The sequence below is a fragment of the Streptomyces cinereoruber genome, from assembly GCF_009299385.1.
GTDB classification, from domain to species: domain Bacteria; phylum Actinomycetota; class Actinomycetes; order Streptomycetales; family Streptomycetaceae; genus Streptomyces; species Streptomyces bikiniensis.
The window spans coordinates 5,242,886-5,255,157 of record NZ_CP023693.1; the positions used below are offsets into that span (position 1 = coordinate 5,242,886).

Annotated in this window: 10 protein-coding genes; 2 read left to right on the forward strand and 8 right to left on the reverse strand. The window is 72.7% G+C overall.

What is annotated here, in order from left to right; translation table 11 throughout:
- Nucleotide 1: 1 nt before the first annotated feature.
- The 4 genes from CP977_RS23805 to mce all read right to left on the reverse strand — a co-directional run bounded on the left by CP977_RS23805 (nucleotide 2) and on the right by mce (nucleotide 7,130).
- Nucleotides 2-982: an ABC transporter ATP-binding protein gene (locus CP977_RS23805; RefSeq protein ID WP_062752170.1), complete on the reverse strand. Its 981-nt coding sequence runs from the start codon at nucleotides 980-982 to the stop codon at nucleotides 2-4.
- A gap of 88 nt (nucleotides 983-1,070) precedes the next feature.
- Nucleotides 1,071-2,006 carry a coiled-coil domain-containing protein gene (locus tag CP977_RS23810; protein WP_062752169.1) on the reverse strand — a complete coding sequence of 312 codons (936 nt, stop codon included), beginning with the start codon at nucleotides 2,004-2,006 and terminating at the stop codon, nucleotides 1,071-1,073.
- A gap of 114 nt (nucleotides 2,007-2,120) precedes the next feature.
- Complete coding sequence (scy, locus tag CP977_RS23815; RefSeq protein WP_152370774.1) at nucleotides 2,121-6,455, reverse strand: polarized growth protein Scy; 4,335 nt, start codon at nucleotides 6,453-6,455, stop codon at nucleotides 2,121-2,123.
- A gap of 222 nt (nucleotides 6,456-6,677) precedes the next feature.
- Complete coding sequence (gene mce / locus CP977_RS23820) at nucleotides 6,678-7,130, reverse strand: methylmalonyl-CoA epimerase (RefSeq protein ID WP_062752167.1); 453 nt, start codon at nucleotides 7,128-7,130, stop codon at nucleotides 6,678-6,680.
- A gap of 137 nt (nucleotides 7,131-7,267) precedes the next feature.
- On the opposite strand from mce, the gene CP977_RS23825 reads away from it, so the two are divergent.
- On the forward strand, nucleotides 7,268-8,470 hold the full coding sequence (locus CP977_RS23825) for an acetyl-CoA C-acetyltransferase (protein ID WP_152370775.1): 1,203 nt from the start codon (nucleotides 7,268-7,270) through the stop codon (nucleotides 8,468-8,470).
- A 35-nt stretch (nucleotides 8,471-8,505) separates the two neighbouring features.
- Complete coding sequence (gene meaB / locus CP977_RS23830; protein WP_062752165.1) at nucleotides 8,506-9,462, forward strand: methylmalonyl Co-A mutase-associated GTPase MeaB; 957 nt, start codon at nucleotides 8,506-8,508, stop codon at nucleotides 9,460-9,462.
- A 60-nt stretch (nucleotides 9,463-9,522) separates the two neighbouring features.
- Here meaB and CP977_RS23835 read toward each other — a convergent pair whose 3' ends face one another.
- The 4 genes from CP977_RS23835 to CP977_RS23850 all read right to left on the reverse strand — a co-directional run bounded on the left by CP977_RS23835 (nucleotide 9,523) and on the right by CP977_RS23850 (nucleotide 12,211).
- Nucleotides 9,523-9,999 carry a MarR family winged helix-turn-helix transcriptional regulator gene (locus CP977_RS23835; RefSeq protein WP_062752164.1) on the reverse strand — a complete coding sequence of 159 codons (477 nt, stop codon included), beginning with the start codon at nucleotides 9,997-9,999 and terminating at the stop codon, nucleotides 9,523-9,525.
- A gap of 141 nt (nucleotides 10,000-10,140) precedes the next feature.
- Nucleotides 10,141-10,926 carry an AIM24 family protein gene (locus tag CP977_RS23840; protein WP_109185395.1) on the reverse strand — a complete coding sequence of 262 codons (786 nt, stop codon included), beginning with the start codon at nucleotides 10,924-10,926 and terminating at the stop codon, nucleotides 10,141-10,143.
- Nucleotides 10,923-11,573, reverse strand: a complete 651-nt coding sequence (locus CP977_RS23845) for an AIM24 family protein (RefSeq protein ID WP_109185396.1) — start codon at nucleotides 11,571-11,573, stop codon at nucleotides 10,923-10,925. Before CP977_RS23845 ends, CP977_RS23840 begins: the two co-directional genes overlap by 4 nt.
- A complete protein-coding gene (locus CP977_RS23850) occupies nucleotides 11,573-12,211 on the reverse strand; it encodes an AIM24 family protein (RefSeq protein ID WP_079131027.1) in 639 nt (212 codons plus the stop codon). Before CP977_RS23850 ends, CP977_RS23845 begins: the two co-directional genes overlap by 1 nt.
- Nucleotides 12,212-12,272 lie beyond the last annotated feature (61 nt).

Consider the following 12,272-nt stretch of genomic DNA (forward strand, 5'->3'; position numbering starts at 1 on the left):
TTCAGGCTCCCTTGGTGGTCGTGCCGGTGGTCGTGCCCCACTGGGGGCCGGGCGCCGCCGCGCCGCCGTGTACGTCGGTGCCGTGCGCGTGGTACTCCACCGCGCCCGCCGTCATCTGCATGAACGCCTCTTCGAGGGAGGCGCGCTGGGCGCTCAGCTCGTGCAGCACGAGCCCGTTCTCGGCCGCCAGCTCGCCGAGCTTCTCGGTCGTCGCCCCGTCGATCTCCAGGACGCCGCCGCCCGCCTCGACCACCGTGAAACCGTTGGCGTGCAGCACGTCCCGCAGCCGCTCCTGCTGCGGCGAACGCAGCCGCACATAACTCCGGGAATTCTGCTGGATGAAATCCGCCATCGACGTGTCGGCCAGCAGCTTTCCCTGCCCGATCACGATCAGATGATCGGCCGTCAGCGCCATTTCACTCATCAGATGGCTGGAAACGAAGATCGTCCGCCCTTCGGACGCCAACGCCTTCATCAGATTGCGGATCCAGTGAATTCCCTCGGGGTCCAGACCATTGACGGGTTCGTCGAACATCAGGATCTCGGGATCACCGAGGAGCGCCGAGGCGATGCCGAGCCGCTGCCCCATCCCGAGGGAGAAACCCTTCGACTTCTTCCCCGCGACCGCCGTCAGACCCACCAGACCGAGGACCTCGTCCACCCGGCTCCGCGGGATGCGGTTCGACTGCGCCAGGCACAGCAGGTTGTTGTACGCCGAACGGCCGCCGTGCATCGCCTTGGCGTCGAGCAGTGCCCCGATGTGCTTCAGGGGCTCGTGCAGCTCCCGGTAGTGCTTGCCGTCGATCCGGACCGTCCCGCTCGTCGGGTTGTCCAGGTCCAGCATCATCCGCATCGTGGTCGACTTGCCCGCCCCGTTCGGCCCGAGGAAGCCGGTCACCACACCGGGTCGCACCTGGAAGGAGAGGTGGTCGACCGCGGTCTTCGTCCCGTAACGCTTGGTCAGGCCCTCAAGCTCGATCATGCGTACAACCTACGGGCGCGCAAAACCCTCCGCCACCGGAATGACGGAGGGTTCGCGAGCCGTTGCCGAGTCGTTGTCCGACGGGCCGTTACCGGGTCTGCTGGGCCGGGACGCCGGTCTGCCGCTCGTCGTCGATCGGGGAGCCGGCCGCCGCCACCGCGGCACCGGTCAGCGTCGCCAGCATCTCGCGGACGTTGGTCAGCTGCGCGTTGATGGAGTCCCGGCGGTTCGTCAGGGCCGCCAGCTCGCGCTCCGATTCGCTGCGGATGCGGTCGGCCTTGGCGTTCGCGTCGGCCACGATGTCCTCGGCCTGGCGCTGCGCGGTCTCCACCGTCTGGCGGGCCCGGCGCTCCGCGTCCGTACGCAGCTTCTCGGCCTCCAGGCGCAGCTGCTCGGCCCGGTGCTCGATCTCCGCCAGGCGCTTCTCGGCCTTCGCCTGGCGCGAGGCCAGGTCCCGCTCCGACTGCTCGCGGCGCTTCGCCAGGTTGGTCTCGAAGTCCGCGGCGGCCTGGGCGGCCTTGGCGCGGGTCTCCTCGAAGAGGGCGTCCGCCTCCTCGCGCTTCGACTGCGCGTCCTTCTGCGCCTCGGCGCGCAGCGAGTTCGCCTCGCCCTGCGCCTTCTCGACGATCCGGACGCCCTCGTCCTCGGCCTTGGCCTTGCGGTCCGCCGCGAACGTCTCCGCGTCGTTGCGCACCTGCTGGGCCGCCGACTCGGCCAGCTCGCGGTGCTGCTCGGCGGCGCGACGGGCCTCCTCGCGCAGGTCCTTCGCCTCCTCCTCGGCGAGCCGGAGGATCTTCTCGACCCGGGCGCCGAGCCCCGCGTACGACGGCTCGGCGTCGGTGACCTGTGCCTGGGCGTTCTGCGTCTCGAGGTGGAGCTCCTCGATGCGCTTCTCCAGAGAGGTGATGCGCGAAAGAGCACTGTCGCGGTCGGCCACGAGCTTGGTAATGCGGTCGTCCACCTGACCGCGGTCGTAACCGCGCCGCACGAGCTCGAAGCCGAAGGGGGAGGAAGTGTCGCTCATGGGGTTCCTGTCGAATGAGACCGGTGAGGTGTTAGAGGGAATCCTAGGGGCCGAAGCGGCGTGTCATCGAGCGTATGCCTGTTTGGTCTGGAGAATGTCCAGCCTTTTGAGTGGCTAGCCGTCCTGGGACTTGCCACCCGTACGAGTGGAACCGGCCGAGGCCCCCGCCCTGGCGCCCGCGCCCCCGGGGGACTTCGCGCCGCCCGGCGCCTCGAAGGACTCCAACGCCTCCAGCACGTCCTGGACACGGGAGATCTCGGCGTTGATGTCCTTGCGCCGGCGCACCAGCACCTCCAGCTCGCGCTTGCCCTCCGCGATCGTCTCCGCCGCCTCGGCCTCCGCCTCGGCCCTGATCCGCTGGGCCTCCGCCTTGATGCCCTCGGCCTCCGCGACCAGCGACGCCTTCTTCTGCTCGGCCTCCTTGAGGAGCGCGTCGGCCTTCCGCACGGCCGCGATCCGGACCTTGCTCGCCTCCGAACTCGCCTCGGAGACCAGCTCCTTCGCCTTCTCCTCGGCCTCGGCGCGCTGCTCCGTCGCCGCCTTCACCAGCTTGTCGACCCGCTCGCCGGCCGTCTTCATCTGCTCGGCCGTCTCGCGCCGCGCCCGGTCGTGCAGCTCCTCGATCTCGCCCTCGATCCGGCCCCGCAGCTCCTCGGCCCGCTCCCTTATGGCCGTCGCGTCGCTGCGCGCCCCGACCAGGAGCTCGTCCGCGTCCGTACGGGACTTCTCCACCAGGGAATTGCCCTCGACGGTCGCCTCGGCGACGATCCGCTCGGCCTCCTTGCGGGCCGCGCCGACCATCAGGTCCGCCTGCGCCTCGGCCTCCGTGGTGGCGCGCAGCGCCTCCTCCCGGGCCTTGTTGATGAGCTGGTCCGCCTGCTCGGCCGCGTCCGAACGCTTCTTGGCCCCGGCCTCCCGCGCCTCGTCCAGGACCCGGTCCGCCTCCGCGCGGGCCTCCGCGCGCATCCGCTCGGCCGCCGCCTCGGCGTCCGCCTTCAGCCGCTCCGAACCGGCGCGGACCTCCTCGGCGTCCCGCCGCGCGGAACCGACCGTCGCCTCCGCCTCGGCGCGCGCCTCCGCCACGACCGACTCGGCCAGCTCGCCGGCCTCGCGGGTCAGCCGCTCGGCCTCGCTCGTGGCCTCCGCGATCAGGGCGTCGGCCTGCTCGGCGGCGTCGCTGCGCCGCTTGTCGGCGGCCTTGCGGGCCTCGTCGAGGACCTGCTCGCCGTCCGCGAGGGCCGCGGCCCGCAGCGCCTGGGCGTGCGCCTCGCCGTCGATCCTGACCTGCTCGGCCTCGGCGCGGATGCGCAGGGCGTCCTGCTCGGTGGTCTCCATGAGCTCGACCGCCTCGGCGGTGAGCCGCTCGGCCTCGGCCGTCGCCTCCGTGGTGACCCGCTCGGCCAGCTCGGCCGCCTCGCGGGTCAGGCGCTCGGCCTCGCTCGTCGCCTCGGCGATCAACGCGTCGGCCTGCTCGGCGGCGTCGGCGCGCCGCTTGTCGGCGGCCTTGCGGGCCTCGTCGAGGACCTGCTCGCCGTCCGCGAGCGCGGCCGCCCGCAGCGCCTCCGCGTGCGCCTCGCCGTCCGCCTTGACCCGCTCGGCCTCGGTACGGATGCGCAGGGCGTCCTGCTCGGTGGTCTCCATGAGCTCGACCGCCTCGGCGGTGAGCCGGTCCGCCTCGGCCCGCGCCTCGCCGACCACCGTCTCGGCCCGCTCCGCGGCCTCCGAACGGATCCGGTTCGCGTCGTCCCGGGCGTCCGCCCGCGTACGGGCCGCGTCCTGCTCGGCCGCGGCGAGCGAGTCCGTCACCTCGGTCCGCACCCGCTGTGCGTACTCGGCGGTGTCCGCCCGCAGCTTCTCCGACTCCGCGAGCGCGTCCGTGACCGTCCGCTCGGCCAGCGCCTTCGCGGCCTCGGCCTCCTCCTGGGCGCGCGCCCGGACGCTGGCCGCGTCCTCGGCCGCCCGCTCCCGCTCCTCGTACGCGTCGGAGCGGACCCGGTCCGCCTCCTCCTGCGCCTCGGAACGCGTCCGCTCGGCGGCGTGCTCGGCCGCCGACCGCAGCCCGGCGATCTCCTCCTCGGCCTGCTCGCGCAGACCGGCCACCGAGTCCCGCACCTCCTGGGCGGTCCGCTCGGCCGCCGCGACCATCTCGGTCGCCCGCGCGTCCGCCTCCTCGACCAGCCGCTGCGCCTCGACCTGGGCGTCCTCGACCCGCTTGCGGGCGGCGGCGAGCAGCTCCTCGGACTGCTCCCGGGCCAGCTCGCGCTCCCGGCCGGCCTCGGAACGCGCCGACTCCAGCGTCTCCTCGGCCTCCCGGCGGCGCCGTACGGCCTCCTCCTGCGCGGCGGCCAGCGCCTCGGCGGCCTCGGCGGCCACCCGCTCGGCGGCGGCCGCGGCCTCCGCCCGCACCCGGTCGGCGGTCTCCTGGGCCTCCGACCGCAGCCGCTCGGCCTCCTCGGACGCCTCCGTGCGCAGCCGTACGGCCGCGGTCTCGGCCTCGGCGCGCGCGGCGCCCGCGTCGGCCGCCGCCTCGACGCGCAGCCGCTCGGCCTCCTGCTCGGCCTGCTCCCGCAGGACGCGGATGCGCTCGGCGGCCTCGGTCCGCAGCCGCTCCGTCTCCTCGGCGGCCTCGCGCCGGATCCGCTCGCCCTCGGCGCGCGCGTCGGTCAGCTCCTCCCCGGCGGCCGCCACCTTCGCCCCGGCCTCGGCGTGCAGCCGGGCCAGCTCCTCGGCGGCCTCCGCGCGCCGGGCCTCGGCGGCCCGCTCGGCGTCCGCGCGCAGCGCCGTCGCCGCCGCCTCGGCCGCGGTCCGCACCGACTCGGCCTGCTCCTCGGCCTCGGTCCGCAGCCGCTCGGCCTCGGCGCGGGTGCGCTCCAGGGTCTCCTCGGCCTGGGCCCGGAGCGTCTGGGCGCGCTCCATCGCCTCGGACTTGACCTTCTCGCTCTCCGCGCCGGCCTTCGTCCGCAGCTCCTCGGCGTCCGTACGGGCCTTGGAGAGCAGCTCCTCGGCGGTCTTGGCCGCCTCCTCGATCTGCTGGAGGGCCTCGCGGCGCGCCTCGCCGCGGATCCGCTCGCCCTCGTCGATGGCCTCGCCGCGCAGCTGCTCGGCCTCGCCGCGCAGCCGCCGCGCCTCCTCCTGGAGCTCGACGGTCTTGGCGCGGTACTCCTTGGTGTCGTCCTTCGCCGAGCCGAGCAGTTCGTCCGCCTGCTCCTCGGCCTGGGCGCGCAGCCGGTCGGCCTCGGTCTCGGCCTCGCGGCGGACCCGCTCGGCCTCCTCGGCGGCCTTGCGGGTGGTCTCCCGGGCGTCCTCGGACGCCTTGGTGAGGATCTCCTCGGCGCTGCGGGCGGCCTTGGCGAGCGCGGCGGCGGAGTCCTCGGCGGCGGCCGTACGGGCCTTGTCGGAGGCCTCCGCGACCAGCTTCTCCGCCTCGGCGGTCGCCTCGCGCAGCTTCTCCTCGGCCTCGGCCTTGAGGGTCTCGGCCTCCTTGGTGGCCTCGCCGACGAGCCGGGCGATCTCCGCCTTGGCCGTACGGGTGCGCTGCTCGTTGACCGACTCGGCGGAGGAGAGCTGCCGGGCGGCGGCCTCCTTGGCCTCGGTGAGTGCCTTCTCGGCCTCGGCGCGGGCGGTCCGCAGCCTCTCCTCGGCCTCCTGCATCCGCTGCTCGGCGGCGCGGGACAGCTCGGTGGCCTGGCGGCGGGCCTGGTCGGTCTCGGCCGCGGTGGAGGAGCGCAGCTGCTCGGCGTGGCTGGTGGCCTCCTGCGCCTGCCCCGCGGCGTTGGCGAGGAGCCGTTCGGCGTCCTTGCGGGCGCGCAGCAGAATCGCTTCGGCCTCGGTGCGGGCGGCCTCCGCCTCGGCACCGACGCGGCGGCTGGTCTCCTCGGCGAGCCGGGTGGCCTCGGCGCGGGCGGTGGCGAGCGCCTGCTCGGCCTCCGCGCGGGACTCCTCCATCAGCCGGCGGGCCTGGGACTCCGTACGGGCGCGCAGCTGCTCGGCCCAGGCGACGTTCTCGTTGACGTGCGCCTCGACGGTCTGGCGGCGCTCGTTCAGCTCCTGGTCGAGCTGCTGGCGCCGCTGGACGGCCTCGTTGTGCAGCTCGGCCTGGAGCCGGGCCTGGTGCTCGGCGTGCTCCTGGAGGATGCGCTGGGTCTGGGCCCGGGCCTCGCGCAGCTCCCGCTCGGCGTCCTGGCGGAGCTGCTCGGCCTGCGCCTGGGCGTTGCGCAGCATCTGCTCGGCCTGGTAGCCGATGTCGGCGCTGTCGTACGCGGGCCGGGACGCGATGGTGCGGCGCGCCTCGTGGAGCTTGGCACGCAAGACCTCGACCTGGTAACCGAGGTCCTCGGCGTGCTGGACGGCCTTCTCCCGCTCGGTCTTCAGCCGGTCCATCTCGGCTTCGAACCGAGCGAGATGGTCGTCCTCAGCTCGGTGGCTCTCCTGGCGTTCGTAGCCCCGCACTGCGCGGTCCCATCCTTCCCCGAGCTCTCAACGCGTTCGAGCGGGGGAGACCCCAACCCTGGTCGCAACACCCAACGAGCGCCGCCCCCTCGGCCGGGGACGGGCCCCCGGGAATCGTGGCAGATCGGACGACCCCGACATCCCGACTTGGGTGCCACGCGGAGCGGCCCCGACCGGCCCCGGCCCGGAGCCGCCCACTCTACCGGGCCGGGAATCCGGAGGTCAGTGCTCCGCTGAGGAGTGGTCAGCCGACGGCTCCGCCGAAGTGACCAGTTCCGTGAGGACGCCGTGGCAGTCCTTGGGGTGCAGGAAGGTGATCCGGGAGCCCATGGAGCCGATCCGCGGCTCGTCGTAGAGGACCCGGACGCCCTTGCCGCGGATGGCCTCGGCGTCCCCGTCGACGTCGGCGGTGCCGAAGGCGATGTGGTGCACGCCCTCGCCGTTCTTGGCGAGCCACTTGCCCACCGCCGAGTCCTCCCGGGTCGGCTCCAGGAGCTGGAGGTAGGAGGCCCCGCCGTCCGAGGTCTCGTTGATCTTGAGCATGGCCTCGCGGACGCCCTGCTCCTCGTTGACCTCGGTGTGGAAGACCTCGAAGCCGTAGGTCGCGCGGTAGAACTCGACGGTCGCGTCGAGGTTGAAACAGGCGATCCCGATGTGGTCGATTCGCGTCAGCATGGCTCCAGTGCAACCCCGGAGGGGTGGTTACGCAACGTGCGCGCCGTCACACCGCCGCGCCGATGACCGGGCGCCGGGCCCCTCAGTACATTGGCGGTAAACCCTCGTTCACTTCTCATCCCTAGGGGCCGTGCCTCATGTCTGGAACGACCGGTACCACCTCAGTGATCGTCGCGGGCGCCCGTACGCCCATGGGTCGCCTGCTCGGTTCGCTCAAGTCCTTCTCCGGCGCCGACCTCGGCGGCTTCGCCATCAAGGCCGCCCTCGACCGGGCCGGCATCGGCGGCGACCAGGTGCAGTACGTGATCATGGGCCAGGTGCTCCAGGCGGGCGCCGGGCAGATCCCCGCCCGCCAGGCCGCCGTCAAGGCCGGCATCCCGATGAACGTCCCGGCCCTCACCGTCAACAAGGTGTGCCTCTCCGGGCTCGACGCCATCGCCCTCGCCGACCAGCTGATCCGCGCCGGCGAGTTCGACGTCGTCGTCGCCGGCGGCCAGGAGTCGATGACCAACGCCCCGCACCTGCTCCCGAAGTCCCGCGAGGGCTACAAGTACGGCGCGATCGAGCTGCTCGACTCCATGGCGTACGACGGCCTCACCGACTCCCTCGAGGGCATCGCCATGGGCGAGTCCACCGAGAAGCACAACACCCGCCTGGGCATCGCGCGCCCCGAGCAGGACGAGATCGGCGCCCTCTCGCACCAGCGCGCCGCCGCCGCCCAGAAGAACGGCATCTTCGAGGCCGAGATCACCCCGGTCGAGATCCCGCAGCGCAAGGGCGACCCGGTGATCTTCTCCCAGGACGAGGGCATCCGCGCCGAGACCACCGCCGAGTCCCTCGGCAAGCTCCGCCCCGCCTTCGCCAAGGACGGCACCATCACCGCCGGCACCTCCTCGCAGATCTCCGACGGCGCCGCCGCCGTCGTCGTGATGAGCAAGGCCAAGGCCGAGGAGCTGGGCCTGGAGTGGATCGCCGAGATCGGCGCCCACGGCAACGTGGCCGGCCCGGACAACTCCCTCCAGTCGCAGCCGTCCAACGCGATCCTGCACGCCCTGAAGAAGGAGGGCCTGACCGTCGACGACCTCGACCTGATCGAGATCAACGAGGCCTTCGCCGCGGTCGCCGTCCAGTCGATGAAGGACCTCGGCATCACCTCCGACAAGGTGAACGTCAACGGCGGCGCCATCGCCCTCGGCCACCCGATCGGCATGTCCGGCGCCCGGCTCGTGCTCCACCTCGCCCTGGAGCTCAAGCGGCGCGGCGGCGGCGTCGGCGTGGCGGCCCTGTGCGGCGGCGGCGGCCAGGGCGACGCCCTGATCGTCCGCGTGGCCGGCAAGTAAGTCACCCAGGCAAGGTCAGGCAAGGAGCTCTGCACATGGTGGACGTCCCCGCACTCGTCGCCCAGGCGCGCGAGGGCAGGCCCCGGGCCGTGGCCCGGCTCATCTCGCTGGTGGAGGGGGCGTCCCCGCAGCTGCGCGAGGTGATGGCGGCGCTCGCGCCGCTCACCGGCGGCGCGTACGTGGTGGGCCTCACGGGCTCTCCCGGCGTCGGCAAGTCCACCTCGACGTCCGCGCTCGTCACCGCCTACCGCCGGGCGGGCAAGCGGGTCGGCGTCCTGGCCGTCGACCCGTCCTCCCCGTTCAGCGGGGGCGCGCTGCTCGGCGACCGGGTCCGGATGTCGGACCACGCCTCCGACCCGGGCGTCTACATCCGCTCCATGGCGACCCGCGGCCACCTGGGCGGCCTCGCCTGGTCCGCCCCGCAGGCCATCCGCGTCCTGGACGCGGCCGGCTGCGAGGTGATCCTCGTGGAGACCGTCGGCGTCGGGCAGTCGGAGGTCGAGATCGCCTCCCAGGCCGACACCTCCGTGGTCCTGCTCGCGCCGGGCATGGGCGACGGCATCCAGGCCGCGAAGGCGGGCATCCTGGAGATCGGCGACGTGTACGTGGTGAACAAGGCCGACCGGGACGGCGCGGACGCCACCGCCCGCGAGCTCAACCACATGCTGGGCCTCGGCGAGGCGCGCGCGCCGGGCGACTGGCGGCCGCCGATCGTCAAGACGGTCGCGGCCCGCGGCGAGGGCGTCGACGAGGTCGTGGAGGCCCTGGAGAAGCACCGCGCCTGGATGGAGGAGCACGGGGTCCTGGCGGAGCGCCGCCGGGCCCGCGCGTCGCGCGAGGTCGAGACCATCGCGGTCACGGCCCTGCGCGAGCGGATCGGGGACCTGCGCGGCGACCGGCGGCTCGACGCCCTCGCGGAGCGGATCACGGCCGGCGACCTCGACCCGTACGCGGCCGCCGACGAGCTGGTGGCGGAGCTGACGGGCAACTGAGCGGCACGCACGAGGAAGGGCCTCCCCGGGGCGCCGGGGAGGCCCTTTCCCGTACGGGGGCTACGGCTTGCCGCGCCGTCCGCGCAGCTGCTCCGCGACCGGCTTCAGGGACTCGTGGAGGTCGCCGAGCGCCTCGGGGGTGAGCTGGTCGATGAAGTGCCGGCGCACCGACTCGACGTGGTGCGGGGCGACCTTGCGCATGGTCTCCATGCCCTGGTCGGTGAGGACGGCGTACAGGCCGCGCCGGTCCGACTCGCAGTTCTCGCGCCGGACCAGGCCCGCGTTCTCCATCCGGGTGATCTGGTGGGAGAGGCGGCTCTTCGACTGGAGGGTGGCCGCGGCGAGGTCGCTCATGCGCAGCCGGCGCTCGGCCGACTCCGAGAGGTTCACCAGGATCTCGTAGTCGTTCATCGTCAGGCCGAAGGGCTGGAGGTCCTTCTCCAACTGGTGCGTCAGCATCCTCTGGACGTCCAGGAAGGTGCGCCAGGCACACTGCTCGCCGTCGGTGAGCCACGGGGTGGCCGTATCGGTCTCCATATGTGGATTCTACCTAAGAAGTTGAATTCTTGACGAAATCTGGGAGCGTGACGCAGGGCACCCGGGGCCCCACCCGGAGACGGCCCCCGCCCCCGCCGTCGGCGCAGACGTTCGAGTACGTCACGGTCCGCAGACTACCGCTCACAGCCCGAAGCGGCGCTGGAGGTCCCCCAGCTGGCCGGGAAGACGCGGTGTCGAACCCTGCTGTCCGTGGCCCGAACCGTGCGCACCGTGGCCGCCGGGAACGCCCGCCTGGGCCGGGGGAGCGCCGATGTCCTGCTCCGCCATCAGCAGCTCCGTCGACTGGAGCAGCACCGTGCCCGCCCCCACGAACTCGAACTGGTGCTCCTCACCCGAGGTGCCGCCCAGCCCCGTCAGGGACCGCAGGCCGCCCATCACGCCCGTCAGGTAGCCGTGGTCGTAGTGGTGGCAGGGCGAGGGGCAGTCCGCCCAGCCCACGAGCGCCTGCGGGTCCACCCGCATCGGCGGCTCCATGAAGACCACCGGACCGTTCGACGCGGCCACGAACTTGCCCGTCCCGATCAGCGTCACGAACCCCGGCACGATCGACTGCTTCAGCGCCAGGGTCGGCTGGTAGGCCAGCAGGTTCCCGGACCGGATCGTCAGGTTGCCCTCGTCCAGGTCGAAGGAGTTCACGTCGAAGGCCCGGTCCGCGAGCAGCATCTTCCCGCTGCCCTCGGCCACCACCCAGTCGCTCGCGTGCAGCGGCGAGTGGAAGGACGTCCGCACCAGCCGGTCGAGCCGCCCGTGCCCGATGCCGTTGAACTCGATCCGCCCGTAGTAGGCGATCATCTTGCCCTTCTGCAGGAACCACTGGGAGCCCTTCAGCTCCACGCAGAAGGTGTACGGATTGACGTTGTCGTCCGACGGCAGGGTGTGCGGATCGTGGATGACAGGGGTGCTCACAGCTTCTCCTCCGAGGCCTGGACGTACACCGCGCCGCTGCCGCTCAGCTCCAGCTGGAACGCCTCGCCCGAGCCGCGCCCCACCATGTCGCGCCAGCCGAGCGCGGTGGAGAGCTTGTTGCGCACGTCGCCGTGGTGGGCCACGTACGCCTGCGGGTCCACGTGCACCGGGCGGCCCGGGACGATCGGCAGCTCGATCACCCCGCCGTGCGCCATCACGGCCACCGACCCGTGGCCCTTCAGGGTGGTGGTGAAGAGGCCCTGGCCGGTCACCTGGCCCCGGACCATGCCCATCACCCCGCCCTGCGAGCCCATGAACATCGTGCCCTGCTCCAGGGTCCCGTCGAAGGCGAGCAGCCGGTCGGCCTCCACGTACAGGGTGTCGCCGGTCAGCGCGATCACCTGGATGTGGTGGCCGCCGTGCCCGAACATCACCGTGCCGCTGCCCTCCACCGTCATCAGCGGCGTCGCCTCGCCGGCCACCCGGCGGCCGATCATCGACATCAGGCCGCCCTGACCGCCCGCCGTGTTCGGCGTGAAAGTGACGTCCCCGCGGTACGCCAGCATCGCGCCGCGCTGGCTGAACAACCGCTGCCCCGGCACGACGGTCGCCTCGACCATCTTCGAGTTGATCTCCCGGAACGGCATCAGACGTCACCCCCGATCGTGTTCCGCTCGCTCGGCTGGACGTACACCAGGCCGTCCCCTTCGAAGCGGATCTGGAAGGCCTCGCCGCCGCCCTCGCCCATGAAGGTGCGGAAGGTCACGCCCGACTGGAAGTGCTGCTGGAGGTTGCCCTGGTGGGCTATGTACGCGCCGGGGTCCACCTGGAGCGGGTACTGCGGGGTCACCCGCAGCACCACCGCCGGGCCGTCCGACAGGAGCGCCGCCTGGCCCGTCCCCTCCACCGTCGTGGTGAAGAGGCCGTTGCCGGTGGCCCCGCCGCGCAGCCCCGTGAAGGTGGTGCCGGTGCGCAGCCCCGCGTCGGTGCAGAGCAGATTGCTCGCCTCCACCCACAGCTTGTCGCCGTGCAGGGAGACGAGGTTGATCTCGGACGCCCGGTCGGCGAACCAGCAGGTCCCCTGCCCGCGCACCTCCATCACCTCCATCTGCTCACCCGTGAGCCGGCGGGTCACCATGCCGCGCAGGCCCTCACCGCCGCCGCTCATCTTCTTGAACGCCATCTGGCCGTCGTAGGCGACCATCGAGCCGTTCTTCGCCTTCACGGCGTCGCCGGTCAGGGAGACGGCGAGCACCTTGCTGCCTTGGAGTCGGAACGTTGCCACGGCCCGAAGGTACTGGGGACCCACCTAAAGGGACAGCAAAGTCGCCGTGCACAATGGACGC

Excerpts from the sequence above, each read along its gene's own strand:
- CP977_RS23805 (WP_062752170.1), bottom strand. The coding sequence starts at position 982 with ATGATCGAGCTTGAGGGCCTGACCAAGCGTTACGGGACGAAGACCGCG.
- CP977_RS23810 (WP_062752169.1), bottom strand. The coding sequence starts at position 2,006 with ATGAGCGACACTTCCTCCCCCTTCGGCTTCGAGCTCGTGCGGCGCGGT.
- mce (WP_062752167.1), bottom strand. The coding sequence starts at position 7,130 with ATGCTGACGCGAATCGACCACATCGGGATCGCCTGTTTCAACCTCGAC.
- CP977_RS23825 (WP_152370775.1), top strand. The coding sequence starts at position 7,268 with ATGTCTGGAACGACCGGTACCACCTCAGTGATCGTCGCGGGCGCCCGT.
- meaB (WP_062752165.1), top strand. The coding sequence starts at position 8,506 with ATGGTGGACGTCCCCGCACTCGTCGCCCAGGCGCGCGAGGGCAGGCCC.
- CP977_RS23835 (WP_062752164.1), bottom strand. The coding sequence starts at position 9,999 with ATGGAGACCGATACGGCCACCCCGTGGCTCACCGACGGCGAGCAGTGT.
- CP977_RS23845 (WP_109185396.1), bottom strand. The coding sequence starts at position 11,573 with ATGCCGTTCCGGGAGATCAACTCGAAGATGGTCGAGGCGACCGTCGTG.